Source organism: Amycolatopsis balhimycina FH 1894 (assembly GCF_000384295.1).
Lineage (GTDB): Bacteria > Actinomycetota > Actinomycetes > Mycobacteriales > Pseudonocardiaceae > Amycolatopsis > Amycolatopsis balhimycina.
The window spans coordinates 338956-363627 of the sequence record NZ_KB913037.1; the positions used below are offsets into that span (position 1 = coordinate 338956).

Here is a 24672-nt window from a genome sequence, read left to right on the forward strand (position 1 = left end):
GGCGATCGGCGATCCCGGGTGTTCTGGATTGGGATATGTGACCTTATCCGAATCCAGCTAGGCTGTGTTCAATCTTCTGATTCTGAATAAATAGATCTACTTCTGATTAGAAGGTTTGATAGGGTGCTGATCATGACGGAAGATGCTGGTCAGATCCGGGTTTGCGAGTACCGGAGGTGTGGGGCGCCGCTGCCGCCGGCGGTCGGCCGGGGCAGCCGCGCCCGGTTCTGCCAGGACGGGAAGACCTGGGGCCGGCGGAGCCTCAGCTGCCGGGATGCCGAGGCGGTCCTGTCGGACGCCGAATCGCTGCGGGAGAGCGACACCGAGCTCGACGACACGGCTGTCACGGCCCTCGCCGGCCAGGTGGACCGGGTGCTCGAACCGGCTCGCGGACTCGTCGAGACCCTCACGACACTGCGCCACCAGCTCGAGGCGACGACCGCCGCGGCGCTCGCGGAGCGGGACGCGGCACTGGCCGAGGCCGACGAGCACCGCCGTCAGCGTGGCCTGGCGGAAGCCGACGCGGCCCAGGCCCGGGAGATCGCCGACGAAGCTGCCGAGGCCGCGGCCACCGCGGAGAAGGAGAAGGCCGCGGCGACCCGGGACCGGGACGCCGAGCGTGCCGCCCGGCGAGCCGCCGCGCAGGAGCAGCAACGCGCGGAAGGGCAGCTGGCCGCGGTCCGCGACGAGCTGGCCCGGGTCGGTGAGCGGGCCGAGGCCGCCGCGGCACTGGCCGGCGAGCGAGCCTCGGTGGTGGCCACCCTGACCGCCGAACTCACGGCCGCCCGCGCCGCTCTCGACGAGGAACGCGGCCGCGGCCAGGTTGCCGAGGCTCGGGCCGACGCGGCCAACGAACGTCTCGACGAGGAACGCAGGCGCGGTCAAGCTGCCGCCGCCCGCGCCGACGCCGCTGCCGGACGTCTCGACGAGGTCCGCGAAGAACTGACCAAGGCGACCGCGGCTCACGAGGGCGCCCTCGACCGGGCCCGGGCGGACACCGAGCGGCTGCGCGCCGTCTTCGACCAGCGGCTGGCCGAGTCCCAGGCGGCGCACGAACAGACCGTCCGGTCGATGCACGAGACCACCACGAACCTCGGTGCCGAACTCCGCGCCTGCACCGCCCGCGCCGACGCCGCCGAGCACGCGACGAGCAGGGTGCTCGCCGCGCTGCGGGAAGTCCCCGAAGCCACGCTGCCCGACGACGTCGCCGCAATGCTTAAGTAACTGCTTGACTGTTATCACGTCCGTGACTAACTTAAGTACATGCTTAACCATGAGGAGTCGCTGGACCTGGTGTTCCGCGCCTTGGGCGATCGGACCCGGCGCGCGCTGGTGGAGCGGCTCGTGCGCGGTCCGGCGTCGGTCAGTGAGCTGGCCGAGCCGCTGACCATGTCGCTGGCCGCGGTCGTGCAGCACCTGCAGGTGCTGGAGGCGGCGGGGATCGTTCCTCGACGGCGCGGAGGAGCCGGCCTGGCGCGAGCAGGGCACCGGCGACTGGCTGGCGAAGCTGGGCAAGGAACTCAGCGTCGAGTAGCAGCGGTACAGCCGTCGGCGCCAAGCCAAGATCCGCCGCGGCTGACCTGCGGCCGAATCGGTTCCCGTTGGTCAGGGCCGGCGGCCGCCCTGCGCGGCAACACCCGGGCATCGCCCCCGGCCCCGCACGCGAAGCCGTGGAACGTCCCGCGGCTGGGCCGAACCCCGACATCCACGACCGGCGCAGAACCGCCGGAAGGGACAGCGGGCCATCAGTACTTCCAGGTGGTGCCGGTGCCGCGGTACTGCTCGACCGGGATCGGCTCGACCCCGATCCGCATCCGGTCGGTGTAGAGGGTGCCGTGCAGATGGTCGATTTCGTGGGCGACGAGGCGGGCGACGCCGCGCTCGAAGACGGTGATCTTCGTCCGGCCGTCGATGGTGGTGTGCTCGACGTGGATGACGTGCGAACGTGGGATCTGGCCGCGGACGTCGAAGAAGGACAGGCAGCCCTCGTACTGTTCGTCGACCTCGCCGGCGGATTCGATGATCGTGGGATTGAACAGGGTGATCGCCTCGCCATCCGCCGTCCGGACGATCGCGGCCGCATGTCGATCGGCGCCGAGCTGACCCCGGCCGCCGCCGGCTGGCGGGGCGGACTGCGGACCGCTGAGCACGAGGTCCCGCTGCACGAGGTCACCGCGGTCTACTACGGGAAGCCGACCGCGCCGGTGATACCGGCGGGGCTGTCCGGCCCGGAGCTGCGGTTCAGCCGGGCGCAGGCCCGGGTCGGGCTGGGCGGGGTGCTGGTGAGCCTGCCGGTCCGCTGGGTCTCCCATCCCTCGGCGCTGGCCGACGCGGCGTACAAGCCGCGGCAGCTGGCGGTGCTGAAGCAGGCCGGGCTGGCAGTCCCGCCGACGCTGGTCACCAACGACGCCGATGCGGTCCGCGCGTTCGCGAAGGCCTTCGGGGAGCTGATCGTGAAGCCGCTGGCCGAGCCGGTGGTGTACGAGTCCGGAGGCGAAGCGCTCGTCTACACCCGGCGCCTCGGCCGCGACGAACTCGACGCGCTCGACGGTGTCGAAGTGACTGCGCACCTGGTTCAGCAGTGGCAGCCCAAGCGGTTCGAGGCGCGGGTGACCGCGGTCGGCGGTCGGCTGTTCCCGGTGGCGATCCACGCGAGGAGTGAGAAGGCGCAAGTAGATTGGCGTTCGGACTACGACGCCCTGACCTACGAGGTGATCGACGTCCCTGACGACGTCCGGGCGGGTATCGCCCGGTACCTGGACGCGGCCGGGCTGGGATTCAGTGCGTTCGACTTCGTCATCCGGCCCGACGGCGAATGGGTCGCCCTCGAGGCCAACGCAGTTGCCGCCTGGGGCTGGCTGGCCGAAGAATGCGACTTGCCGATCGCCGCGGCGATCGCCGACGCCCTGACCGAGGAGTAGACCCGTGGACGTCCTGGACACCGCCGCTTGGGAAACCCGGGCGGTCGCCCTTGCCGATGCGCTGGCCACCGCCGGCGTCCTGTCCGACCAGGCGTGGCGCGCCGCGTTTGCCGCGACGCCCCGGCACCTGTTCGTCCCGCGCATCCTCGACGGCCCTGCCTCGCTGGGTGCTGGTGATCCGGGCTGGCTGGACGCGGTCTACGCCGACGAAGCCCTGGCCACCCAGACCCGTCCCGCCGGCGACGGCGCGGCCGGGCGGCCGATCGCCAGCTCGTCCTCGAGCAAGCCCACCGTGATGGCGGTGATGCTGGAGCGGCTCGCCGCCGAACCCGGGCACCGGGTGCTGGAGATCGGCACCGGTACCGGCTACAACGCGGCTCTGCTGTCCCATCGGCTCGGCGCGGACAACGTGTACTCCCTCGATCTGGACCCCGAGCTGGTCGACGCCGCCTCCGACCGGCTCGCTGCCGCCGGGTACAACCCGCACCTGGCCGCGGGCGATGGCTTCGCGGGTTGGCCGGGTGAGATTACGTTCGACCGGATCATCGCGACCTGCGCGGTCACCGCGATCCCGCCGGCGTGGATCGACCAGCTTGCCGACGGTGGCCGGATCGTCGCCCCGCTCGACGCCGGCGCCGCCGGTCCGCTGCTCGTGCTCGACAAGACCGCCGACGATGAGGTCAGCGGCCGTATCGACCCGTTCCCCGTACTGTTCATGCCGATGCGCGCCGACGTCGCCAGCCCGTTCGGCCCCGGCCAGGAACCATCAGTGGCCACGTCGGCGATTCCCCACTACGGCTCCACCGCCGTGGACCCCGCCGCGCTCCTCGATCGGCCCGAGCTGGCGCTGTTCCTGTGGCTGCACGCGCCGGGCCTGCGGCTCGCCGGCAGCGCCGCGCACGGCGTCGTGGTCGCCGAGCGAGGTCCGGCACGCGCCGAGGTCGACGTGACACCGGTGGCCGAGGGGACCTGGGTGGTCCGGCAGTCCGGGCCCTATCGGCTGTGGGACACCGTCGAGCACGCCGTCGCCGCGTTCGACGCCCTCGGCGAGCCGGACGCCGCCCGGCTCGGCGTGACCGCGCTCAACGTGCCCGGCAAGCAGTACGTCTGGCTCGACGACCCCGACCGCGACCACTGCTGGCCGCTGGGTTGCAGTGGCTGACCGGGGGACTGCGCGGATACCGGCGCAGCGCCCGCGTGAGACGTACGGGAAGGCATGGCTCGACCTCGCGGTCACGGTCAACACCGGCGCCTTCGGCAACGTCATCCGCCGCTGATCTGCGGATCTTGGTTTGGGCCAACGGCTGAACCGCTGCTACTCAACCCCGGAACTGCAGCCCTGACGGGTCACCCGGAAGCGAGCCGCACTTCGGGTGGCGGGACGGGAGCCGCGGGCTGTCCGTCTTGGACGGTCCACACCTGCCCGGTGCGGGGATCGGCCAGCACGGTTTCGACCGCGGCGGCGATCTCGGCGGGGTCGGCCAGTTGCAGGCCGTGGGCCCGCAGCGCCGCTCGATGCGGGGCGAGCGCGGGGGTGTCGACCAGTCCCGGGCACAGGGCGTTGATCCGGATCCCGTCGGCGGCCGGCGCCGAGCGGACCAGACCGACCAGCGCGTACTTGCCGGTGGCGTAGAACAGGTCCGGCGAGCCGGTGAGCCCGGCGATGCCGGCCATGACGAGGATCGATCCGTGCCCTTGCCGGCGCAGCCGGGGCAGGCAGGCGTGCAGCCCGTAGACGACACCGTCGAGGTTGGTGCGCATCGTGTCGCGGTAGCCCTCGACGGTGAAGTCGTGCAGGCCGCAGCGACCGGGCACGCCGGCGTTGAGCACGACCTCGTCCAGCTGTCCGAAGGCGTCGAGGGTGGTCTCCACGGCGCGGGTGTTGTCGTCCGGTTCGCCGACGTCGGCGGAAACGAACTGCCCGCCGACCTCTTCGGCGACGGCCGCGCCCCGGATGGTGTCGCGATCGACGATCACGACGTGGTCGCCGCGGCGGTGGAAGCGGCGAGCGGCGGCCGCGCCGATTCCGCTCGCCCCGCCGGTGATCAGCGTGACCGTGCCGGTCACCGGGCGGCCGCCGTCGGTGAGATCTCGACCCCACGCATCCGCAACCCGTGGCGGCGCAGGAAAGTCCGGCCGAAGACGCGTTGGACGACGACGAGCGCAGCCAGCGTCACCAGGAGCAGCACCAGTTCGGCCGCGGGCACCGCGTCGATCGGCAGGACCAGGACGATCACCGCCCGCAACCCCGCGTCGAGCAGGCACGCCGCCGCCCAGAGGGCGCTGCACAGGCGCACCAGCCGGCGGAACGGCGGGTGCTCGTCCCAGTTGCGGCGCCAGGTGCGCTGCTTGTCCTGGTCGAGGACGGTCATCGCCGCCTCATAGAGGAACGGGCGCCGGGCCCGCACGCTGAGCAGGAGGAACACCCCGAGCGCCGCCATCAGCACCACGCCGCGCAGCAGCAGCGCCCGGGGGCTGCCGCTGACGAACGAGCTGGCCACGGTCACCGCCATGGCCCCGAGCACGAACCACCGCACTCCGCCGATCCGTTCCCGCCACCAGTGCGCGCAGTCCGGTCACGACGGGAATGGCCGCCCCGGCGAGCAGGGCGAGCAGCTGGTCCACGCCCGCGGCGCGCAGTCCGTAGAACAGCGCCAGCGGCACCAGCACGTCGACCAGGACGCCATTGAGCCGCTTCACCGGGCCACCGCCCGCGTGAACGTCGTGACGGCTTCTCGGACGTAGGCGTCGAAGTCGAAGTCGAAGTCGGCTTCGTCGCGCAATCTCCGCGCGGCTCCGTCGACGGCTCCGCGGATCAGCACCGCCATCGACCGGACGTCGAAGTCGCGGAACTCCCCGCTCGTCTGCCCCTGGGCGAGCAGCTTTTCCAGGCTCTGCGCGCTGACTTCCTGCGCGCTGACCGACGTGTAGGGCCGGTCGGCCGCGGTCCGCAGGTGCGGGCCGATCTCGGTCAGCGCCGCCACGTCGTTGGGGTGTTCGCGCAGGAACTGCAGGTTCGCTTCGAGGTAGGCCCGCAGCTTGCCGACGGGGGTGTCCGCCGCCTCGACGCGTTCGTTGATGAACCTGGCCCCGGCGGTAAGGACGTACATCAGGATCTCGTGGATCAGGTCGTCCTTGTCGGCGAAATGGTAGGAGATCATGCGCGGGCCGCTCAGCCCGGCTTTCTCGGTGATCCGGGCGAAGGACGCCTTGGCGTACCCCAGCTCCGCGATCGTGTCGATCGCCGCCCGCATGATCTGCGCGCGCCGTGCCTCGTTGGTGAACGTCCGTTCCATGGCCCCTCCAGACGTTTATCTGGCCAGGGCGCCGAACGGTCAGGTCGTCCGGTAGTGGTGGGGGCTGACGCCGAACTCGCGTTTGAACGCCGTGCTGAGGGCGAAGGCGCTGCCGTAACCGACCTGGTGGGCGATCGAGCCGATCGTGGCTTCCGGGTGCTGGCGCAGCAGGTCCGCGGCGAGCGCGAGGCGCCACCCGGTGAGGTAGGCCATCGGGGGTTCGCCGACCGCGGCGGCGAACCGGCGGGCCAGTGCGGCGCGGGAGACGCCGGTGTCGGCCGCCAGCTTGGCGACCGTCCAGGGCTCGGCCGGCTGGTGCTGCAGCAGCCGCAGGGCGTGGCCGACGACCGGGTCGTCGTGGGCGCGGTACCAGGCGGGGGCGGCGCTGTCCGGCCGGTCGAACCAGGTCCGCAGCGCGGCGATCAGCAGCAGGTCCAGCAGCCGGTCGAGGACGGCTTCCTGGCCGGGCACGTCCTTGCCGATCTCCGTGGCGAGCAGTCCGGCGAGCGGGGTGGGCCAGTCGGTCGCGCGCAGGACGATCAACACCGGCAGGGCCGCGAGGAGCCGTTTGCTCAGCTCGCCTTCCATGCCGTAGGTGCCGGTGAGCAGCACGACCGGGCTGTCGGTGCCGTGACCCCAGGTGCGGACGCCGACGTGGGCGAACGCGGTGAGGTGCCCGCCATCGGGGGTGCGGCACTCCTGGCCGGGGAGGATGAGCGCCTGCGGTGGGGTCGAGGGGTGGTCGGCGACCAGGTACGGATCCGGGCCGCGCGCGATCGCGACGTCCCCTTCGCTCATCAGGACGGCTTCGCCGGTGTCGGGCACGATCCACGCTTCGCCGTGCACCACGGAGACGACCGTGAGGGGTGCCCGGTCCTCGATGCGCAGCGACCACGGCGGGGTCAGTACCGACCGGAGCAGGAACGCGCCGTGGGCGCGGGGGCCGTCGAGCAGGGCGGCGAGCGGGTCCATGCGACCGAGCGTAGACGCTGAGACATGCGATCGCGGTTCTGAACTATGGAGAGTCTCATCTGGAGCCGCTTGACTCAGTGGCATGACAACGACATTGGCGGTGGGTGGCACCGGCAACACCGGGCGGCGCGTGGCGGGCGGCTGCGGGAACGCGGCCGCGTCCGGGCGTGCTGTCCGCTATGTTCCGGTTCGCTCGGAGGCCGCGGCGACCGGGGTCTGGACACGGTGAAGGGGAAGGAGAAACCGATGTCGACGGTGGTTCTGGTGGCCGCGCTGGTCACTGCGGGGTTGATCGCCGGGTTGTTCTACGCCTACGCCTGCTCGGTGCTGCCGGGGCTGGCCCGCGCCGACGACAAGACGTTCGTCGAGGGGATGCGCGGGATCAACGTCGCGATCATCAACCCGGTGTTCATGCTGACGTTCCTGGGCGCGCCGCTGCTGGCGGGCGTGGCGGTGTTCCTGAACCCGGGGCCACGGCCGTGGGTGATCGCGGGGTTCGCGTTCCTGGCGGCGATGGTGGTGATCACCGGGGCGGTGAACATCCCGCTGAACAACGCGCTGGACAAGGGCGGCGACGACTACACGGCGGTGCGCGCCCAGTTCGAGACGGTGTGGGTGCGCTGGAACGTCCTGCGCGCGCTGGTCAGCACGGCGGGCTTCGGCTGCCTGGTGGCAGCGGTGCTCACCCGGCGTGGCTGAGAGTAAAGGCCGTGAATGGCACATTGAGAGACTTCAAGTCTCTCAATGTGCCATTCACGGCCTTGCCGTGGTCAGCCGTCGATACGGAAGAGCAGGTCGGTGACGCACTGTGCCGGGTCCGGCAGCCGGTCGGCGATCCGCGGGAAGCCGGGGATGCCGGGGGTGGCGCGCTCGGCGACGTACCGCTGGGCGGGCCGGTCGACGACGGCGGGCGTCACGCGAAGTCCTCCGGGCCCAGCATCGGGCGGACCTCGATGCTGCCGTAGGTCGCGGCGGGGTGGCGGGCCGCGAGTTCGAGGGCTTCGTCGAGGTCGGCGCAGTCGAGGATGACGAAGCCGCCGATCTGTTCCTTCGCTTCGGTGAAGGGCCCGTCGGTGAGCAGGACTTCGCCGTCGCGGACGCGGATCGTCGTCGCCTCGGCCGGCGGGCGGAGACCACCGCCGCCGCGGATCTTGCCGCGGCGTTCCAGGTCCTCGCTCCAGCCGCCGCAGCCGTCGTCGCGGTGTTCTCCGGCGGTTTCGTCGCCGCAGATCATCAGCAGGTACTGCATGGTCAGCGTCCTTCCGGTCGGGGTTCATCCTGCCGACGAGCGGGCTCGCCCGCGACCGACACGATCTCCGAGATTCTGCGCGTGAGGTAGGTGCGCTCGGCGTCGGTGCCGGCGAGGTCGCGGGCTTGGGCGTACCAGTGCGCGGCTTCGGCGTGGCGGCCGAGGCGGCGGAGGAAGTCGGCGCGGGTGGCCGGCAGCAGGTGGTACCCCGCGAGTGGCAGTTCGTCGAGAAGGGCGAGCCCGGTTTCGGGCCCGTCGGCCATGCCGACCGCGATGGCCCGGTTGAGCTCGACGACCGCGCTGGGGACGAACTTGCGCAGCTCGCCGTAGAGGCCGGCGATCTGGGGCCAGTCGGTGTCGGCCGCCCGGACGGCGGTGGCGTGGCAGGCGGCGATGGCGGCCTGGATCTGGTACGGCCCCGGCCGGCGGCGCCGCAGCACGGTCTCGAGGATCCGGGTGCCTTCGGCGATTTCGCTCGCGTCCCAGCGGGTGCGGTCCTGTGCTTCGAGCGGGACGAGGACGCCGCCGGCGTCGACGCGGGTGGCCCGGCGGGCGTGCTGCAGCAGCACCAGGGCGAGCAGACCGAGGACCTCGGGCTCGTCGGGCATCAGCCGGGCGAGGACACGGGTGAGGCGGACGGCTTCGGCGGCGAGGTCGGGGCGGAGCAGGTCCGGTCCGGCACTGGCGGAGTAGCCCTCGTTGAACGTCAGGTACAGCACGCCGAGCACGGCGGCGGTGCGTTCGGGCAGCAGGTGCGCGGGTGGCACGCGGTAGGGGATGCGGGCGTGGCGGATCTTGCGTTTCACCCGCACGAGCCGCTGGGACATGGTGGCTTCGGGGACGAGGAAGGCGCGGGCGATCTCGGCGGTGGACAGCCCGGCGAGGGTGCGCAGGGCGAGCGCGACCTGGGCTTCGGTGGCCAGCGCGGGGTGGCAGCAGGTGAAGATGAGCCGCAGCCGGTCGTCGGTGACCCCGCTGTCGTCGGGTTCGGGACTGGGGTCGGGTTCGTCGGGGACGGGCACGACGGCGGCCTCCCGGAGCTTGGCGGCGCCGAGGGTTTCGCGGCGGATCCGGTCGGTGGCGCGGTTGCGGGCGGCGGTGGTGAGCCACGCGCCCGGTCGTCGCGGGACGCCGTCGCGTGGCCAGGTGCGCAGGGCGAGGGCGAAGGCTTCCTGGGCACACTCCTCGGCGAGGTCCCAGTCGCCGGTGATCCGGATGAGCGTGGCCACGACCTGGCCCCACTCCTCGCGGAACGCTTCGGCGACCGCGGTCTCGACGTCCACTACCACTCCTCTCGGCCGGTTCACCCACCCGACGAACGGCCGGAGGCCGAACCGACAGCGGCCGCGTGACACGCGCCGAAGCCTTCGGCGCGCGCGACGATCCGGCCGCCTTCGACGCGGACGGCCGTCTCGGTGGCGTCGCTGACCGCGGTGACGCCGGCGGCCGCGGCGAGCTTGCCGCCGGCGTCGCAGACGATCCGCAGCCGCGGCCGCGGAGGTGGGGCGATCGCCTGGTCGAGGCAGCTGCGCAGGTCGGCGACGGCGAGCCGGGCCAGCGGGGCGAGTTCGCCGGGGTCGCTGGTGACGAGCACGGCGGTGACGTCGGCGCCGGCGCGGACGGCTTCCTCGAAGGCGGCCGCGCGGTGCAGGCCGAGGATGGTGACGACGCCGTCGCCGGGGCGCACGGTGTCGCCGGTGAGCAGGTCGGTCGCCGTCGGCGGGTGCCACGGGTCGTCGGCGGGCCGGGCCGAGGTGGTGATCGGCGGCTCGGCCGGCCAGTCGTCGCTCAGGCCGAGGTCCAGGAGTGCGGCGCACGCCGTGACGACGTGGAACGGCTCGCCGAAGCCGGGCGCGGCGGCGGCGAGCTGGCTCGCGCCGTGCAGCGTGGTGAGGGCGGCTTCGGCGACCCGGACGAGGCGCCTTCCGGGCCGGAGGCGTTCGAGGGCGAGCCCGAGCAGGATCGCGTTGACGCGCATGAGCTGCGCGAACGGCCGGCGGGTGTGGTCGTCGGCGAGGATCTCCGGCAGCAGGTCGCGGGCGAGCCGGGCGTCGTCGCTGTCGCTGTCGGTGGCCAGGGGGAGCCGGGCGACCCAGGCGCGGGCGAACGCGGCGAGGACGTCGGCGGCAGCCGGGTCCGGCGGCGGCGTGGCGGGCCGGGGCGCGCGCTCGGCGAGGTCGGCCAGGACGGCGAAGTACAGGGCCCGTTTGCCGGGGAAGTTGGAGTAGACCGCGCCGCGGGTGAGCTCGGCGCGTTCGGCGATGACGTCGACCTTCGCCTCGCGGAAGCCGCGGCGGGCGAACTCGTCCCGGGCGGCGGTGAGCACCTTCGCGCGGTTGCGTTCCTGGGTCTCCGCCCTGCTGAGCCTGACCATCGTCCTCCTTGCCGCGGCGTCGCGAGTCAAGATACCGTGACCACTGAGATGATAAGAACATCTGATTTGAACATCTGGAGTGGTGGATGACCCCCGAGATCGATCTGACCGATATCAAGGTGCTGACCGACCCCTTCACCGCCTACGACCGAGCGCGGGAACTGGGCGCGGTGGCCAAGCTGGTCATCCCCGGTTTCGGCCCGTTCTGGGCCGTGACCCGCTACGCCGAAGCGCGTGCGATGCTGACCGACTCCCGGTTCGAGGTGAACTCCGGCAGCTTCCTGCGCCCGCCGGGCATCCCCGACCACTGCCTGGAGTACCTGCGGACGATGGCGGAGAAGGACGGGCCGGAGCACCTGCGGCTGCGGCGGCTGGTGGCGCCGGCGTTCACGCCGAAGCGGGCCGCGCAGCTGCGGCCCCGGCTGGAGGCGATCACCACCAGGCTGCTCGACGAGCTGCCCGACCACGCCGAAGACGGCGTGGTCGACCTGGTGCCGCACTTCGCGCGGCCGCTGCCGATCGACGTGATCTGCGAGCTGGTCGGCATTCCCGGGACCGATCGGCCGCGCTGGCGCGCGTACGGCGCCGCCGTCGCCGGCGGGATGGGCCCGGACTTCGCCGGGGCGATCCCGGAGATCATCGAGGGAGCCAAGGAAGCGGTGGCGCGCAGCCGGGCCGAGCCGGGCGACGACCTCATCGGCGATCTGGTGCGGATCCAGGCCGAGGACGGTGACCGGCTCACCGACACCGAGCTGGTCACCCTGGTCTGGCACCTGGTCCTGGGCGGGCAGACGCCGGTGAACCTCATCGCCAACGCCGTCGAAGCGTTGCTGCGGCACCCGGATCAGCTGGACCTCCTGCGCGCCGACGCCGGGTTGTGGCCGGGCGCGGTCGAGGAGCTGATGCGCTGGTGCAGCCCGCAGCTGCTGACCACGCCGCGGTTCGCGCGCGAGGACGTCGAGGTCGACGGGGAGCTCATCCGGAAGGGCGAGCGGGTGACGGCGGCGATGGTGGCCGCCGACCGCGACCCGCGGGCGTTCACCGATCCGGACCGCTTCGACATCACCCGCTCGGGGCCGCCGCAGCTGGGGTTCTCGCACGGGCCACACTTCTGCCTGGGCGCCTCGATTTCGCGGGTGCAGACCGAGGTGGCGTTGTCGTCGCTCTTCGCGCGGTTCCCGGACTTGGCGCTCGTCGAGGACGTCCCCCGGGCACCCGACGGCGGGACCTGGCGCCCGGCGCGGCTACTCCTGACGCTCTGACACCAGCGCTTCGATGCCGTCGAGGACGCGGGCGAGGCCGAAGCGGAAGGTGTAGGCCGGGTTCTCCGTGGCATTGTGGGCCTCACCGGCGGCCGTGCCGACCCGCGAGGAGATCGGGTAGTGCGTCGCGTCGGCGGCCGGGATGGCGGCCAGGACCGGCGCGGCGCGCTCCCACCACTGGGCGTCGGTCATGCCGCTGGAGCGGACGAGGCGGGCGTTGTCGAGCGAGCTGCGCGCGGTGGCCCGGACCAGGCCGCTGACGACGGTGACCACGGCGTCCATCTCGACATCGCCGAGGCCGATGCCTTCGACCGCCCGCAGCTCGCGCTCGTACTTCGCGAAGCTGTTCGGGCCGAGCGCCGAGCGGCTGGTGGCGACCTGCAGCAGCCAGGGATGCCGGTGGAACAGCGCCCACTGGGCTTCGGCGATCGCGGTGAGCGCGGCGCGCCAGCCGAGCCCTTCCCCGGGGACCGGCAGCTCGCCGTGGACGTGGTCGATCATCAGGTCCAGCAGCTCGGCCCGGCCGGGCACGTAGGTGTAGAGCGACATGGGGGAGACGCCGAGCTGCTCGGCGACGCGGCGGATGGTGACGGCTTCGATGTCGTCGGCGTCGGCCAGTGTCACGGCCGCCTGCACGACGTCGGCCGTGGTCAGCTTGGGTTTCGGGCCGCGGCGTGGGGGTGCCGAGACGCCCCAGAGCAGTTCGATCGCCCGCCGGGGGTCGCCGTCGCCGTTCTCCTGCGTGCTCACACCGGCCATTCTGCTCACTCGATTTCTGTACATCGTACAGAGTTGTGCTAACCTCTTCTTCGTACACAGTACAGAGTTTGGGGGCAGGATGATTCCGCAGATCCACGCTGAGGGACTTCGCAAGCGCTACGGCGACGCGTACGCCCTCGACGGGTTCGATCTCTCCGTTCCGGCCGGCACCCTGTGCGGCCTGCTGGGACCCAACGGCGCGGGCAAGACGACCGCGGTCCGTGTGCTGTCCACGCTGCTGCGCCACGACAGCGGGGTCGCGCGGGTGGCCGGGTTCGACGTGGCGGCCCAGCCGGCGAAGGTGCGCTCGGCGATCGGGCTGGTCGGCCAGCACGCCGCCGTCGACGAAATCCTGTCCGGGCGCCAGAACCTGATCCTCTTCGGGCGGCTGCACCACCTGGGCCGTCGCGAGGCCGTGCGCCGCGCCGACGACCTCCTGGAGCGGTTCGGTCTCGCGGACACCGGGGCCAAGCCGGTCTCCGCGTACTCGGGCGGCATGCGGCGGCGGCTCGACCTGGCCGCCTCGCTGCTGGCCGCGCCGCGGGTGCTGTTCCTCGACGAGCCGACGACCGGCCTGGACCCGCGCAGCCGCACCGAGGTCTGGCGGGCGGTGCGGTCGCTGGTCGGCGACGGCACGACCGTGCTGCTCACCACGCAGTACCTGGAGGAGGCCGACCGGCTGGCCGACCGGATCTCGCTGGTGGAGCACGGCCGGGTGATCGCCGAAGGCACCCCGGCCGAGCTGAAGGGCTCCCTCGGGGCGACCCGGATCGAGCTGGCGCTGACCGATCCGGACGCGCTCGGCGCGACGGCGGCGTTGCTGAACCGGGTCACCGGGGCCGAGCCGGTCACCGAGGAGCTGCGGGTGAGCGCGCCCGCGCCGGACGAGGCGTCGGTGCTCACCGCCGTCGTCCGCGAGCTGGCCGCGGCCGGGCTGGCGGTGGCCGACGTCGCGCTGCGGCGCCCGACGCTGGACGAGGTCTTCCTGCAGCTGACCGGGAAGGCGGAGGTGGCGCGATGAGGTGGGCGATCGAAGACGGCTGGACGCTGACCCAGCGCTATCTGGCGCAGCTGGCGCGGCGGCCGGCCCGGCTGGCCACGGTGGTGGCGTTCCCGATCCTGATGGTGCTGATCTTCGCCTACCTGCTCGGCGGCGGGATGAGCGTGCCCGGCGGTGGCTCCTACCGCGAGTTCCTGATGCCGGGGATGTTCGCGATGACGATGGCGTTCGGGCTGTCGGGGACGATGATCGCGGTGCTGGACGACGCGGTCAAGGGCGTCACCGACCGGTTCCGGTCGCTGCCGATTCCGGCGCGTTCGTGGCGACCTCGACGATGCCGGCGTGGCTGGGAACCGTGGCGGAGTGGAACCCGTTGTCCTCCACGGTGACCGCGGCGCGGGTGTTGTTCGGCAATCCGGGCGGCGCCGGGGACTCCTGGGTGAGCACGCACCCGGTGCTCATGGCGGTGGTCTGGCCGCTGGTGCTGCTCGCGGTGTTCGTGCCGTTGTCCGTGCGCCGATACGGGAGGCTGGGGAACTGAACGTCCATTTCGAACCGGGCGAACCACCACGGGCGGGACGGCTGGTCGTCGACGGCCGCGATCTCTCCATTGTGGACGGCCTGCCGGAGCTGCTGGCCGGCGCCGACGCGTTCTGGGTGACGGCGGCGAAGGCCGCGTTGCGGCTGGTGGCGGCGGGACGGCTGCTGCCGGGGGTCACCGAGGCCGGGCACGACGCCTGGCGCGTCGGTCCCCTCGAACCGGCCGAAGCGGCGTGGCTGCGGGACCTCGCCGCGGCGATGCCGCCGGACGACCGTGCGCCGGGCCCGCTGCTGCGGGCGTTCCTCGACGCCGTCGCCGACACGCTGCCGCGCACGCCCGCCGCGGCGAAGGCGGCCGGGACGCGGTTGTTCGCCGCAGTGGCGCCGCAGCGCGCGGATTCGCTGCGGGACTGGGCGGACGAACTGGCCGCCGGGCTGGACTCGGGCATCCGGGTGTCGCTGCGGGTGGAGGCGCCGGACGGGTTCGACGCCGGGCGATTCCACGCCGTGGTGCAAGTGCACAGCCTCGCCGACCCGGGGCAGGTCGCCGACGCGGCGCGGCTGTGGGAGACCGGGCGGTTCGGGCCGCGGGCCCGCATCGACGTCGTGCTGGCCCTGCGCCGGGGCGCGCAGGTGTGGCCGGCGCTGGGCCCGCTGCTGACCTCGGCGGTGCCGGCCGAGCTGGCGCTCGGCGAGGACGACGTGACCGAGCTGGTCGCGGCCGCGGCGCCGCGGCTGGCGGCGGCCGGGATCGACGTGCACTGGCCGGCCGAGCTGGTGGGGTCGCTGTCCGCCCGTGCCGTCGTCCGCGCCGGGGACACCCCGGGTGACCTGCCGTCGTTCTTCGGCGGCGGCCGGGCCTTGGCGTTCGACTGGCAGCTCGCCCTGGGCGGTGAGGTGCTGACCGAGGCGGAGCTGGACGCGCTCGCCGAGGCCCGCCGTCCGGTGGTGCGGCTACGCGACCGGTGGGTGCTGGTCGATCCGGCGCTGGCGGCGAAGGCGCGGGAGCGGACGTTGAAGCCGCTGAACCCGGTCGACGCGCTCGGCGCGGTGCTGTCGGGCACGACGGAGGTCGACGGAGAGGCGATCGAGGTCGTCACCGACGGCTGGCTGGCGCGGCTGCGGGAACGGCTGTCCGAGCCACCGCAACCACAGGCGCCCCCGGCCGGGCTGGCCGCGACGTTGCGGGACTACCAGCTGCGCGGTCTGCAGTGGCTGGCCACGGTCACCGGGCTCGGCCTCGGTGGCTGCCTCGCCGACGACATGGGCCTGGGCAAGACGGTCACGCTGATCGCACTGCACCTGCACCGGGCCGCCGGGCCGACCCTGGTGGTGTGCCCGGCGTCACTGCTGGGCAACTGGGAACGGGAGATCCGCCGGTTCGCCCCCGGCGTGCCGGTGCGGCGCTTCCACGGCAGCGCCCGTTCGCTCGACGACGCCGGCGGGTTCGTGCTGACCACCTACGGCACGCTGCGCACCGATCCGGCGCCGCTGGCCGGAGTGCGCTGGGGGCTGCTGGTCGCCGACGAGGCCCAGCACGTCAAGAACCACCGCTCGGGCACGGCGAAGGCGCTGCGGCTGGTGCCCGCGGCGGCGCGGGTGGCGCTGACCGGCACACCGGTGGAGAACTCCCTGTCCGAGCTGTGGGCGATCCTCGACTGGACGGCGCCGGGACTGCTCGGGTCGCTGAGCGAGTTCCGGGCACGCTGGGCGAAGCCGATCGAGGCCGGGGACGCGGGCGCGGCCGAGCGCCTGAGCCGGTTGCTGCGGCCGTTCCTGCTGCGGCGCCGCAAATCCGATCCCGGGATCGCGCCGGAGCTGCCGGCGAAGACCGAGACCGACCGGCCGGTCGCGCTCAGCCCGGACCAGGTGGCGCTGTACGAGGCGGTCGTGCGGGAGATGATGGCCGGCATCGCCGCGAGCGACGGCATGGCCCGCCGCGGCCGGATCGTCAAGCTGCTCACGGCGCTGAAGCAGATCTGCAACCACCCGGCGCAGTACCTCAAAGAGCCCGGCGGCCGCTCGGGCAAGGTGGAGCTGCTCGACGAGTTGCTGGACACGATCCTCGCCGAAGGCGGCGCGGTGCTGGTCTTCACCCAGTACGTCGCCATGGCCCGGCTGCTGGAGAAGCACCTGGCCGCGCGGGGGATCCCCACGCAGCTGCTGCACGGCGGCACGCCGGTGGCCCGCCGGGACGACCTGGTGGCGCGGTTCCAGGCCGGCGAGGTGCCGGTGTTCCTGCTGTCGCTGAAGGCGGCAGGCACTGGGCTGAACCTGACCCGCGCCGACCACGTCGTGCACTTCGACCGCTGGTGGAACCCGGCGGTGGAGGACCAGGCGACCGACCGGGCGTACCGGATCGGGCAGACCCGGCCGGTGCAGGTGCACCGGCTCGTCGCCGAGGGCATGGTCGAGGACCGGATCGCGGCGATGCTGCGGGAGAAACGGGCGCTGGCCGACGCGGTCCTGGCCGGCGGCGAAGCGGCACTGACGGAACTGTCCGACACGGAGCTGGCGGAGCTCGTGGAACTGAGGAGCCGCGGATGAGTGATGACCGGGTACGCGGGTTCCCCGCGTTCGGGGCCGCCGGCGCGCAGGGACGCTTCGCGAAGTCGTGGTGGGGCCGGGCCTGGCTGAGCGCGATGGAGGACACCGCGCTCGACCAGCGGCAGCTCAAGCAGGGCCGCCGGTACGCCGCGGCCGGGCTGGTCGGGCCGATCACGGTCAGCCCGGGCCGGATCGCGGCGGTGGTCGACGACGTCGACGGCGGCCCGTACCGGACCGAGCTGCGGCTGGCGGAACTGTCCGATGTGGACTGGACGCGGTTCCTGGACCGGGTCGCCTCGCGGGCCGGGCACCTGGCGGCGCTGCTGGACCGCGACATGCCGCACGACCTGATCGAAGCGGCCGACGACGCCGGCGTCCACCTGCTGCCGGGGATCGGCGACCTCGATCCGGAGTGCGACTGCCCGGGCTGGGAGCTGCCGTGCCGGCACGCGGCCGCGTTGTCGTTCCAGGCGTCGTGGCTGCTCGACGTCGACCCGTTCGTGCTGTTGCTGATGCGGGGCAAGGGCGAGCGGGAGATCCTCGAGGACCTCGAAAGCCGCACCGCGCCGCGTCCGGACCCCCTCGACGTGGCCCGGACGCCGGGTGAGCTGCCGGAGTTGACGGCGTTCCAGCCCTCCGGTGAACCATCGATCCCCGCCGCGCCGGGGGTGCCCGCGGAGACTTTCGCCCTGCTCGCCGCCAACGCCGCGGGGCGGGCGACGGCGTTGCTCGCGGGGGAGCCGTGGCCGGGACGGCGGCCCGACACGGTCCGCCTGGCCGCGGAGTTCCCCGCGGCGGCCGGGCGGCTCGGGGACGGCGCGGACTTCGCGCGGGCGGTCGCGGCCTGGACCCACGGCGGGCGTGCGGGCCTGGACGTCCTCGACGCGCCGTGGACCCCGCCGAAAGCGGCACTGGCCGCCGCGCGGGCGGCGCTCGCCGACGTCACGGACTCGGAACCGGTGTTCGACCGCAACCACTGCACGGTCGGCGAAGTGCAGCTGCGGCTGGACCGCAGGGGCCGCTGGCACCCCTACCGGTCCGACGGGAACTCGTGGTGGCCGTCGGGCGCGCCGGAAACCGATCCCGGCCTGCTGCTGGGCTGAAATCCGCGGGTATTGCCGGTATCCCGTGCGCTCCTCGTCGTCTCCTGTCTCCTGACGGCGGGTTCCGCCGGGCCACTGGGGGTGCGGGCGCGCGGGGTCCCTCCGCGCGCCCGCCCGGTTTCCACCGGTGACCGGCTTCCGCACAGCCCGCTGTCGAGCTGGAGGGGCTTCCGCGCGGCGGTCCCCTCCAGCGTCAGCGTCTCGTTCTTGTCGGTGCCGGTCGCTAGCGTGCGCGCATGGACACCCTTGCCACTGACCTGCGCCGGTATCTCCAGGAGTCGCGCGAGAGCCTGGTGAACAGCCTCACCGGGCTGAGCGAGTACGACATCCGGCGGCCGATGACCCCGACGGGGACGAACCTGCTGGGCCTGATCAAGCACGTCGCCGGGGGAGAACTCGGCTACCTCGGTGACTCCGTGGGCCGCCCGGCTCCCGTGAAGCTGCCGTGGTTCGAGGACGGTTCGGTCTGGGAGAGCGCGGACATGTGGGCCAAGGCGGAGGAGACCCGCGAGGAGCTGGTCGAGCTGTACCGGACGGCGTGGCGGCATTCGGACGAATCGATCGAGCGGCTGCCGCTGGACGCGCCGGCGTCGGTGGCGTGGTGGCCGCAGGAGCGGCGGACCACCACGTTCGGCTCGCTGCTGGTGCGGGTGACCGCCGAGACGGCGCACCACGCCGGTCACGCCGACATCCTCCGCGAGCTGATCGACGGCCGCTCGGGCACCGACCACGACGACATCGGCGACGCGGCTTGGTGGGAGACCTACGTGCGGGAAATCGGGCAAGCGGCCGAGCGGCATCGCTGAGGGGGACTTCAGCGGGAGACGCTCCCGAACGCCGGACTGCCGGGAAGTCATTGGACCCGATTGCCTGCCAGGCTGCGGCCGGCTTGTGGAACCCGACTTTGCGTTGACAGTCAACGGCAGGCACGTCGCCACATGAGCTGCTACGGCTGCTGGAAGCAAGCGCCTCGCGGCTAATTGGGGCTGGACGCGGACGCTCGATCAGCGGCAGAAGAGGATGTTCGCCCGGTACGCCGTCAAGCCAACCCCGTATCGGCCCGAGACGAGTAACGGGTCACCCGGGAAGCGGCTCAGCGTGGCGAAGCGTGCCAGCCGTGCTCGAGGATGGCGAACGCGGCTTCGACTGTGCGGGCCGGATCTTCGGCGCGGATGGCGAGTGCCGAGGTTTCCAGGGCGAAGTGGGCCAGTGCGGCACATCTGGGATCGCCTTCGGGCTCGCCGGTTTCGGCGGTGAGGGCGCGACTGAGCGCGTCCTCGTGTCGCATCCACATCCGGTGCCAGTACTCGCTCAGCGCCGGCGTGCCGCGCACGAGGGCCATGAATCCCGACGCCCCGTCGGCGGCTGCGCCGCGCTCGACGCGGGCCAGCGTGTGGTCCCGCAGCGCGGCGAGTACCGAAGTGCCGGGCGCGCGGTCGCGCACGGCCGCGATCAGGGCCTCCTCGATGTCGGCGTCCCGGTCGAAGACGAGGGATTCCTTGCTGGGGAAGTGTTTCTGCAGAGTTGTGGTGGAAACGTCGGCGGCGTCGGCGATCTCGCGGACGCCCACGTCGTCGTAGCCGCGTTCGAGGAACAGCCGCAGGGCCGCGTCGGCCAGCGCCTGGCGGGTAGCCGCCTTCTTGCGCTCCCGCCGGCCCATCCCGGTAGTCATGCCTTGACGATACCACTAGTTGTACGGTGTACTCAGTTGTACCGTGTCACCTTTAGTCAGGGAGTTCCGATGACCACACGTGTTCCAGTTCTGATCAGCGGCGGCGGGATCGCCGGCCTGACCGCAGCACTGCTGCTCCGGCGCGAAGGGGTGTACCCGGTGCTGGTCGAGAAGCACGCCGGGGTGTCGCCGCAGCCGAAGGCGCGCCGGTTCAACCCGCGCAGCACCGAGGTGTTCCGCCCGGTCCGCGTGACCCCGCGAGCCTCGGCTTTGTAGCCCGAGCTCCTGCACAACGGAAAGGCCCCCGCGACCTCCCCCCGCGGGGGCCTTTCGCATGCCTGGATGCGCCGGTCGGCGTATCCGGCTGGGGTACGCGCTAGCCGCCTGCCGAGATGCGGAACGGGCCGCGTAGTGCGGCCCACTGGAGCAGCATGATCGTCTTGGCGTCCGCGATCTCGCCGGTTTCGATCATCTTCAGCGCCGCCGGGAACGGAAGCTCCACCACCTCGATGTCCTCGCCTTCCTCGGCGAGGCCGCCACCCTCGCCGCGGTCGGCGGGGGCGTAGGGTGCCGCGTAGCAGTGCAGGCGTTCGGTCACCGAGCCCGGGCTCGTGTAGACGTCGAACACGTGCTGCAGCTCGCCGATGCGGACGCCGGTCTCCTCTGCGGCTTCACGGCGGATCGCCGTCTCCGCGTCGTCCTCGTCCAGAAGGCCCGCCGCTGTCTCCAGGAACATGCCGTCCGGGTGGTCGTTGACGTAGACCGGGTAGCGGAACTGCCGGGTCAGCAGCACCGTGCCGCCCGCCGGGTCGTAGAGCAGCACGGTGGCGCCGTTGCCCCGGTCGTAGGTTTCGCGCTGCTCGGTCGTCCAGTGACCGTCGCCGTGCTGGTACTCGAACGTCGTGCGGCGCAGGACGTGCCAGGCCGACGCCAGCAGTTCGACGTTCGTGATCCGGACACGCGGGTTGCGGTCCAGTGCGGGGGCGCTTGTCGAAGAGGTCATGCCACGACCATAATGTGCACGACTCGGAACAACCAAGGAGGATCGTGCATGCTGGTCGGTGAACGCCGTGAACTGCTGCTCGCCCGGCTGGCGGCCGACGGCAAGGTGCTGGCGAAGGACGTCGCGGCCGAGCTCGGGATCTCCGAGGACAGCATCCGCCGGGACCTGCGTGACCTCGCCGCGGCGGGGCTCTGCCAGCGCGTCTACGGCGGCGCACTGCCCGTCTCCCCCGCCATCGCCGACTACGCGAGCCGCCGGTCCATCGCCGTCGACGGCAAGGACCGGGTCGCCGTGGCCGCCGCCGCCCTGGTCCGGCCCGGCTCGACCGTCATCCTCGACGGCGGCACCACCACGCTGGCCGTCACCAAGGCCCTGCCCCGTGACCTGGCGGCGACCGTCGTGACGCACAGTCCGACCGTGGCCGCCGCGCTGCTGGACCACCACGGCATCGAGGTGTTCCTGCTCGGCGGCCGGCTGTTCCGGCACTCCGCGGTCACCTGCGGCGCGGCCGCGGCCGAAGCCGCTCAGGCGATCAGCGCCGACGTCTTCCTGCTCGGCGTCGCCGGCGTCCACCCCGAAGCCGGGCTCACCACCGGCGACGCCGACGAAGCCGCGATGAAGCGGACCCTGGCCCGCCGCGCGGCGGACACCTACGTGCTGGCGAGCGCCGAGAAGCTCGGCGCGGCGTCCCGGTTCACCGTGCTTTCCTTCGCCGACATCGCGGGCGTCATCACCGACGCCGGCGAAGACGACCAGAACGTGCAGAAACTTGCAGCGATGGGGGTCGCGATCACCGGCGCGTGACGTCGACGTACCACTCGCGGCCGGCCACCAGCGCGAACACCGGCGCCGGCAGCCACACGAGCACCCGCAGGACGGGCGCCAGCCGTCCGGTGCCGCGCACATCGGACACGTGCGCGGCGAGCGCCGCCTGCTTGCGCGCGGCGAAGCGCCGGACGTCGAAACGGTGGGTGATGGCCGAGGCCGGGCTGTAGGCGCGGCTGAGGGCGTCGGTGTCGTACCGGAACGGGATCCGCAGCGCCCGGACGAGCCGGGTGAGCCGCACGACGACGTCGCGCGGCATCGTGGCCTCCAGCAGCCGCGTTCCGGTCAGCGCCGCCGCGCGCCGGGCGACCTCGTGGACCTTGACGTGGTCGGGGTGGCCGTAGCCGCCGTTGGGGTCGTAGCCGAGCAGGACGTCGGCCCGCTCCTCCCGCAGGAGCGCGGCGAGCCGTTCCGCGGCTTCGCCGGTGTCCGCCCGGACGAACCGCCGCCGGCCGGGCGGATCGGGGTAAAGCACGGGCCCGTGCCCGCTCTCGGCGTACCCCAGGTGCACGACGCGGTGCGCACCGAGGATGGCGGCCGCGGCGCGCAGCTCGTCCCACCGCGGCGTCGGGCACTCGGCGCCCATGCCGTCGGTGGCCACGACGATCACCACCCGGTGCCCGTCGGCGGTGGCGCGCGCCAGGGTGCCGCCGCTGAGCAGCACGGGGTCGTCAGCGTGGGCGTGGAAGGCGACGAGGGTGCTCATCGGCCCCATGATGCCCGATGAGCACGTCCGTCAGCGGGAGCCGAAAAGACGGCGCAGCTGGTTCCAGCGGCGCCCGGCGCCCCACGTCGCCACCCGCAGGAACGCCTCGCGGATGATCGAGCCGTCCATCTTCGACTCGCCGATCTCCCGCTCGGTGAACGTGATCGGCACCTCGACGATCTCGAACCCGGCGTCGGCCGTGCGGATCGTCAGGTCGATCTGGAAGCAGTAGCCGTGGGAGTTGACCTCGTCCAGGGCGAGCTTCTCCAGTACCGGACGGCGGTAGGCGCGGAAGCCCGCCGTGATGTCCCGGGTCCGCATGCCCAGCGCGATCTGGGAGTAGACGTTCGCGCCACGCGAGAGGATCTGGCGTTTCAGCGGCCAGTTCACCACGCTGCCGCCCGGCACGTACCGCGAGCCGATCGCCAGGTCGGCGTCGCCGACCGCGTCCAGCAGGCGGGGCAGGTCCTCGGGCGCGTGCGAACCGTCGGCGTCCATCTCGACGATCGTGTTGTACTCGCGGGCCAGGCCCCAGCGGAACCCGGCGATGTAGGCGGCGCCCAGGCCGGCCTTCTCGGTCCGGTGCAGCACGTGGACGTGCTCGTTCGCGGCGGCCCGCTCGTCGGCGAGCTCACCGGTGCCGTCCGGGCTGCCGTCGTCCACCACCAGCACGTGCACGTCCGGGAGTGCCTTGTGCAGGCGGTCCAGGATCGGGCCGAGGTTCTCCCGCTCGTTGTAGGTCGGGATCACCACCAGCACCGGCTCGATTTCCCGGGCCCCCCGCGGCGCCTGCGACATCCGTCTTCCTCCGAATCCGCGGCGCTCAGTCCGCCGCTTCCCCTGCCTCCGTGCCGGCGCTGCCGCGCCGGGTGCGAAAACGGAGTACGAGCGCGCCGGCCACCCCGGCGATCGCCAGGGCCAGCAGCCCGTACTCCGTCCACGCACCTAGTTGATCCGACAGCGTAGTCTGCGTCCGCAACGGGACGCGCCCGACCAGGGAATCCGCCGTGAAAAGGCCCGTTGAGCTGGTCACGGACCCGTCGGGCGCGACGATCGCGCTCACCCCGGAGACCGCCGAGACGACGACGGCCCGGCCGTGTTCGACCGCGCGCAGCCGCGACATGGCCAGCTGCTGCACGCTCATCTCGCTCTCGCCGTACCAGGCGTTGTTGGTCGGCACGACGAGCAGTTCGGCGCCGTCGCGCACGGCGTCGCGGGCCGGGTAGTCGAACGCCGTTTCGTAGCAGATGAACACCCCGACCTTCGTGCCCGCGGCGGTCATGGTCTGGTTCGCGCCGTCGCCGGGAACCATGTCCACGGTTTCGGCGTCGAGGAACGGGGTGACCAGCTCGGCGACCTTGCGGGCCGGGACGTACTCGCCGAAGGGCACCAGCTGCTGCTTCGCGTAGCGCTCGCCGGGCCCGGTGCGCGGGTCCCAGGCGATGACGGAGTTCTGCAGGTGCCCGTCCGGCAGCTGGTAGATCGCGCCGATCAGCGCCGGCACCCCGAAGTTCGCGACGAGCCGGTCGACCTGCGGGTCCGGGCCGGTGACGGTGGTGGCGCTCTCCGGCCAGACCAGCAGGTCGGGCTTCGGGACCTTCCCGGCGTGGACGGCGTCCAGCAGCCGTTGGCTCTCGGCGATGGTGTTGCGGCGCAGCACGGTGCGCTCACCCTGCAGGGCGAGCCCGATGTCCGGGGCGTTGCCCTGCACGGTCGCGACGGTGCGCTCGCCGTCCTGCGCGCCGGTCCCGATCGCCGGCCACAGCGCCAGGCCGGCCACGACCGGCAGGACGGTGCCGATGGCAGCGAGGACGGCGGGCCGGGTGAGCTTGCGCACGTCCCAGAGCCGGGCGGCGAGCGCGGCCAGGCAGAACCCGGTGAAGACGACGGCGAGGCCGACCAGCGGGGCGCCGCCGATCGAGGCGAGCGGCAGGAACGCGCCCTCGGGCTGGCTGAACGCGACCCGGCCCCAGGGGAAGCCGCCGAACGGGAACCACGCGCGCGGCGTCTCCAGCGCGACGAACACCAGCGCCGCCCACAGCGGCCCGGCGGGCAGGCGCCACACCAGCGTGATGAGACCGCCCGCCAAGCCGTGGTACAGCGCCAGCGCCAACGACAGGCCCAGCCACGGCCACGGGCCGAAGTCGGGGCCCAGGAAGTCCAGCAGCCAAGTCAGCAGTGGCAGGAAGAACACGAACCCGAACGCGAAGCCGTAGCCGAACCCGCCGCGGAAGCGCCGCCCGCGAAGCACCAGGGCGAACCCCGCGAACGCCAGCGGCGCGAGCCACCACAGCGAGCGTGGTGCGAAGCTCAAGTAGTACGCGAACCCGGACGCCGGCGCCACGGCCAGGCGCAGCAGCCAGGCACGGGGAAAGCGTCGCGTGCGCGCGGGGAGTTGCGGGGTGCCCGGTTCGGGGTCCGCGACGGTGACTGCCACGGCTGA

The 24672-nt window shown here is 72.7% G+C and carries 27 protein-coding genes and 2 pseudogenes; 14 read left to right on the forward strand and 15 right to left on the reverse strand.

The window, feature by feature from the left end; genetic code table 11:
* Positions 1–132 precede the first annotated feature (132 nt).
* Both A3CE_RS0100635 and A3CE_RS59525 read left to right on the forward strand, forming a co-directional pair.
* Positions 133–1224, forward strand: coding sequence for a hypothetical protein (locus A3CE_RS0100635; protein WP_245589407.1), 1092 nt, complete (start codon positions 133–135; stop codon positions 1222–1224).
* A 39-nt stretch (positions 1225–1263) separates the two neighbouring features.
* Positions 1264–1464 (forward strand): annotated as a pseudogene (locus A3CE_RS59525) (ArsR/SmtB family transcription factor); the annotation flags it as partial.
* A 281-nt stretch (positions 1465–1745) separates the two neighbouring features.
* On the opposite strand, the gene A3CE_RS49695 reads toward A3CE_RS59525, so the two are convergent.
* Entirely contained in the window at positions 1746–2165 is a 420-nt protein-coding gene (locus A3CE_RS49695; RefSeq protein WP_020638126.1) for a peptide deformylase, read from the reverse strand.
* A gap of 39 nt (positions 2166–2204) precedes the next feature.
* Here A3CE_RS49695 and A3CE_RS0100645 point away from each other — a divergent pair, with 39 nt between their 5' ends.
* Both A3CE_RS0100645 and A3CE_RS0100650 read left to right on the forward strand, forming a co-directional pair.
* Positions 2205–2921: an ATP-grasp domain-containing protein gene (locus A3CE_RS0100645; RefSeq protein WP_020638127.1), complete on the forward strand. Its 717-nt coding sequence runs from the start codon at positions 2205–2207 to the stop codon at positions 2919–2921.
* A gap of 4 nt (positions 2922–2925) precedes the next feature.
* Positions 2926–4083 carry a methyltransferase domain-containing protein gene (locus A3CE_RS0100650; protein WP_020638128.1) on the forward strand — a complete coding sequence of 386 codons (1158 nt, stop codon included), beginning with the start codon at positions 2926–2928 and terminating at the stop codon, positions 4081–4083.
* A gap of 185 nt (positions 4084–4268) precedes the next feature.
* Here A3CE_RS0100650 and A3CE_RS0100660 read toward each other — a convergent pair whose 3' ends face one another.
* The 4 genes from A3CE_RS0100660 to A3CE_RS0100675 form a co-directional block, all read right to left on the reverse strand.
* Complete coding sequence (locus A3CE_RS0100660) at positions 4269–4988, reverse strand: SDR family NAD(P)-dependent oxidoreductase (RefSeq protein ID WP_020638130.1); 720 nt, start codon at positions 4986–4988, stop codon at positions 4269–4271.
* Positions 4985–5458: a VC0807 family protein gene (locus tag A3CE_RS57805; RefSeq protein ID WP_020638131.1), complete on the reverse strand. Its 474-nt coding sequence runs from the start codon at positions 5456–5458 to the stop codon at positions 4985–4987. The genes A3CE_RS0100660 and A3CE_RS57805 overlap by 4 nt, the downstream gene beginning before the upstream one ends.
* A gap of 159 nt (positions 5459–5617) precedes the next feature.
* The gene (locus tag A3CE_RS0100670; protein ID WP_020638132.1) at positions 5618–6217 is read right to left on the reverse strand and encodes a TetR/AcrR family transcriptional regulator; all 600 of its coding nucleotides are present in this window, start codon (positions 6215–6217) and stop codon (positions 5618–5620) included.
* Positions 6218–6256: 39 nt separating this feature from the next.
* Positions 6257–7189: an AraC family transcriptional regulator gene (locus A3CE_RS0100675; RefSeq protein WP_020638133.1), complete on the reverse strand. Its 933-nt coding sequence runs from the start codon at positions 7187–7189 to the stop codon at positions 6257–6259.
* 82 nt (positions 7190–7271) lie between these two features.
* Between A3CE_RS0100675 and A3CE_RS55955 the strand changes: the two genes are divergently transcribed.
* Together A3CE_RS55955 and A3CE_RS0100680 are read left to right on the forward strand one after the other, a co-directional pair.
* Positions 7272–7418, forward strand: a complete 147-nt coding sequence (locus A3CE_RS55955; RefSeq protein ID WP_157376759.1) for a hypothetical protein — start codon at positions 7272–7274, stop codon at positions 7416–7418.
* Between the two features lie 17 nt (positions 7419–7435).
* Positions 7436–7888, forward strand: coding sequence for an anthrone oxygenase family protein (locus A3CE_RS0100680; protein ID WP_020638134.1), 453 nt, complete (start codon positions 7436–7438; stop codon positions 7886–7888).
* Positions 7889–7959: 71 nt separating this feature from the next.
* Here A3CE_RS0100680 and A3CE_RS54610 read toward each other — a convergent pair whose 3' ends face one another.
* The 4 genes from A3CE_RS54610 to A3CE_RS0100700 are packed head-to-tail and all read right to left on the reverse strand — an operon-like array spanning position 7960 to position 10812.
* Positions 7960–8106: a hypothetical protein gene (locus tag A3CE_RS54610; protein WP_020638135.1), complete on the reverse strand. Its 147-nt coding sequence runs from the start codon at positions 8104–8106 to the stop codon at positions 7960–7962.
* Positions 8103–8438, reverse strand: coding sequence for a YciI family protein (locus A3CE_RS0100690; protein WP_020638136.1), 336 nt, complete (start codon positions 8436–8438; stop codon positions 8103–8105). Before A3CE_RS0100690 ends, A3CE_RS54610 begins: the two co-directional genes overlap by 4 nt.
* Positions 8439–8440: 2 nt before the next feature.
* On the reverse strand, positions 8441–9721 hold the full coding sequence (locus tag A3CE_RS0100695; protein ID WP_020638137.1) for an RNA polymerase sigma factor: 1281 nt from the start codon (positions 9719–9721) through the stop codon (positions 8441–8443).
* A 20-nt stretch (positions 9722–9741) separates the two neighbouring features.
* Positions 9742–10812, reverse strand: a complete 1071-nt coding sequence (locus A3CE_RS0100700) for a TetR/AcrR family transcriptional regulator (RefSeq protein ID WP_020638138.1) — start codon at positions 10810–10812, stop codon at positions 9742–9744.
* An 86-nt stretch (positions 10813–10898) separates the two neighbouring features.
* On the opposite strand from A3CE_RS0100700, the gene A3CE_RS0100705 reads away from it, so the two are divergent.
* Positions 10899–12074: a cytochrome P450 family protein gene (locus A3CE_RS0100705; protein WP_020638139.1), complete on the forward strand. Its 1176-nt coding sequence runs from the start codon at positions 10899–10901 to the stop codon at positions 12072–12074.
* On the opposite strand, the gene A3CE_RS0100710 is transcribed toward A3CE_RS0100705, so the two are convergent.
* Positions 12057–12833: a TetR/AcrR family transcriptional regulator gene (locus A3CE_RS0100710; protein WP_020638140.1), complete on the reverse strand. Its 777-nt coding sequence runs from the start codon at positions 12831–12833 to the stop codon at positions 12057–12059. The two genes, A3CE_RS0100705 and A3CE_RS0100710, sit on opposite strands and share 18 nt — an antisense overlap.
* 79 nt (positions 12834–12912) lie before the next feature.
* On the opposite strand from A3CE_RS0100710, the gene A3CE_RS0100715 reads away from it, so the two are divergent.
* The 5 genes and pseudogenes from A3CE_RS0100715 (at position 12913) to A3CE_RS0100735 (ending at position 18829) form a co-directional block, all read left to right on the forward strand.
* On the forward strand, positions 12913–13854 hold the full coding sequence (locus tag A3CE_RS0100715; RefSeq protein ID WP_020638141.1) for a daunorubicin resistance protein DrrA family ABC transporter ATP-binding protein: 942 nt from the start codon (positions 12913–12915) through the stop codon (positions 13852–13854).
* Positions 13851–14374: pseudogene (locus tag A3CE_RS49710) on the forward strand (hypothetical protein). The gene A3CE_RS0100715 and the pseudogene A3CE_RS49710 overlap by 4 nt, the downstream one beginning before the upstream one ends.
* 71 nt (positions 14375–14445) lie before the next feature.
* Positions 14446–16920 carry a DEAD/DEAH box helicase gene (locus tag A3CE_RS0100725; protein WP_020638143.1) on the forward strand — a complete coding sequence of 825 codons (2475 nt, stop codon included), beginning with the start codon at positions 14446–14448 and terminating at the stop codon, positions 16918–16920.
* Positions 16917–18023 (forward strand): SWIM zinc finger family protein, encoded by a 1107-nt coding sequence (locus tag A3CE_RS0100730; RefSeq protein WP_020638144.1) that lies wholly within the window; start codon positions 16917–16919, stop codon positions 18021–18023. Before A3CE_RS0100725 ends, A3CE_RS0100730 begins: the two co-directional genes overlap by 4 nt.
* Positions 18024–18259: 236 nt before the next feature.
* Positions 18260–18829 carry a DinB family protein gene (locus A3CE_RS0100735; protein WP_020638145.1) on the forward strand — a complete coding sequence of 190 codons (570 nt, stop codon included), beginning with the start codon at positions 18260–18262 and terminating at the stop codon, positions 18827–18829.
* Between the two features lie 287 nt (positions 18830–19116).
* Here A3CE_RS0100735 and A3CE_RS0100740 read toward each other — a convergent pair whose 3' ends face one another.
* A complete protein-coding gene (locus tag A3CE_RS0100740) occupies positions 19117–19695 on the reverse strand; it encodes a TetR/AcrR family transcriptional regulator (protein WP_026468028.1) in 579 nt (192 codons plus the stop codon).
* Positions 19696–19764: 69 nt separating this feature from the next.
* Here A3CE_RS0100740 and A3CE_RS0100745 point away from each other — a divergent pair, with 69 nt between their 5' ends.
* Entirely contained in the window at positions 19765–19971 is a 207-nt protein-coding gene (locus tag A3CE_RS0100745; protein ID WP_020638147.1) for an FAD-dependent monooxygenase, read from the forward strand.
* Between the two features lie 100 nt (positions 19972–20071).
* Here A3CE_RS0100745 and A3CE_RS0100750 read toward each other — a convergent pair whose 3' ends face one another.
* A complete protein-coding gene (locus A3CE_RS0100750) occupies positions 20072–20698 on the reverse strand; it encodes an NUDIX domain-containing protein (protein WP_020638148.1) in 627 nt (208 codons plus the stop codon).
* A 48-nt stretch (positions 20699–20746) separates the two neighbouring features.
* On the opposite strand from A3CE_RS0100750, the gene A3CE_RS0100755 reads away from it, so the two are divergent.
* A complete protein-coding gene (locus A3CE_RS0100755) occupies positions 20747–21502 on the forward strand; it encodes a DeoR/GlpR family DNA-binding transcription regulator (RefSeq protein ID WP_020638149.1) in 756 nt (251 codons plus the stop codon).
* Here A3CE_RS0100755 and A3CE_RS0100760 read toward each other — a convergent pair.
* From A3CE_RS0100760 to lnt, 3 genes are read right to left on the reverse strand one after another with little or no spacing between them, the layout of a single operon-like run.
* Positions 21489–22229: a PIG-L family deacetylase gene (locus A3CE_RS0100760; RefSeq protein WP_051183859.1), complete on the reverse strand. Its 741-nt coding sequence runs from the start codon at positions 22227–22229 to the stop codon at positions 21489–21491. The two genes, A3CE_RS0100755 and A3CE_RS0100760, sit on opposite strands and share 14 nt — an antisense overlap.
* Before the next feature lie 30 nt (positions 22230–22259).
* A complete protein-coding gene (locus tag A3CE_RS0100765; RefSeq protein ID WP_020638151.1) occupies positions 22260–23027 on the reverse strand; it encodes a polyprenol monophosphomannose synthase in 768 nt (255 codons plus the stop codon).
* 25 nt (positions 23028–23052) lie between these two features.
* Positions 23053–24666: an apolipoprotein N-acyltransferase gene (lnt, locus tag A3CE_RS0100770; protein ID WP_020638152.1), complete on the reverse strand. Its 1614-nt coding sequence runs from the start codon at positions 24664–24666 to the stop codon at positions 23053–23055.
* Positions 24667–24672: the final 6 nt, after the last annotated feature.

Excerpts from the sequence above, each read along its gene's own strand:
- A3CE_RS0100735 (WP_020638145.1), top strand. The coding sequence starts at position 18,260 with ATGGACACCCTTGCCACTGACCTGCGCCGGTATCTCCAGGAGTCGCGC.
- A3CE_RS0100750 (WP_020638148.1), bottom strand. The coding sequence starts at position 20,698 with ATGACCTCTTCGACAAGCGCCCCCGCACTGGACCGCAACCCGCGTGTC.
- A3CE_RS0100680 (WP_020638134.1), top strand. The coding sequence starts at position 7,436 with ATGTCGACGGTGGTTCTGGTGGCCGCGCTGGTCACTGCGGGGTTGATC.
- A3CE_RS0100765 (WP_020638151.1), bottom strand. The coding sequence starts at position 23,027 with ATGTCGCAGGCGCCGCGGGGGGCCCGGGAAATCGAGCCGGTGCTGGTG.
- A3CE_RS0100715 (WP_020638141.1), top strand. The coding sequence starts at position 12,913 with ATGATTCCGCAGATCCACGCTGAGGGACTTCGCAAGCGCTACGGCGAC.
- A3CE_RS0100740 (WP_026468028.1), bottom strand. The coding sequence starts at position 19,695 with ATGACTACCGGGATGGGCCGGCGGGAGCGCAAGAAGGCGGCTACCCGC.
- A3CE_RS0100690 (WP_020638136.1), bottom strand. The coding sequence starts at position 8,438 with ATGCAGTACCTGCTGATGATCTGCGGCGACGAAACCGCCGGAGAACAC.
- A3CE_RS0100760 (WP_051183859.1), bottom strand. The coding sequence starts at position 22,229 with ATGAGCACCCTCGTCGCCTTCCACGCCCACGCTGACGACCCCGTGCTG.
- A3CE_RS0100675 (WP_020638133.1), bottom strand. The coding sequence starts at position 7,189 with ATGGACCCGCTCGCCGCCCTGCTCGACGGCCCCCGCGCCCACGGCGCG.
- A3CE_RS0100700 (WP_020638138.1), bottom strand. The coding sequence starts at position 10,812 with ATGGTCAGGCTCAGCAGGGCGGAGACCCAGGAACGCAACCGCGCGAAG.
- A3CE_RS0100710 (WP_020638140.1), bottom strand. The coding sequence starts at position 12,833 with ATGGCCGGTGTGAGCACGCAGGAGAACGGCGACGGCGACCCCCGGCGG.
- A3CE_RS55955 (WP_157376759.1), top strand. The coding sequence starts at position 7,272 with ATGACAACGACATTGGCGGTGGGTGGCACCGGCAACACCGGGCGGCGC.
- A3CE_RS0100635 (WP_245589407.1), top strand. The coding sequence starts at position 133 with ATGACGGAAGATGCTGGTCAGATCCGGGTTTGCGAGTACCGGAGGTGT.
- A3CE_RS0100745 (WP_020638147.1), top strand. The coding sequence starts at position 19,765 with ATGACCACACGTGTTCCAGTTCTGATCAGCGGCGGCGGGATCGCCGGC.
- A3CE_RS0100755 (WP_020638149.1), top strand. The coding sequence starts at position 20,747 with ATGCTGGTCGGTGAACGCCGTGAACTGCTGCTCGCCCGGCTGGCGGCC.
- A3CE_RS0100670 (WP_020638132.1), bottom strand. The coding sequence starts at position 6,217 with ATGGAACGGACGTTCACCAACGAGGCACGGCGCGCGCAGATCATGCGG.
- A3CE_RS0100730 (WP_020638144.1), top strand. The coding sequence starts at position 16,917 with ATGAGTGATGACCGGGTACGCGGGTTCCCCGCGTTCGGGGCCGCCGGC.
- A3CE_RS0100705 (WP_020638139.1), top strand. The coding sequence starts at position 10,899 with ATGACCCCCGAGATCGATCTGACCGATATCAAGGTGCTGACCGACCCC.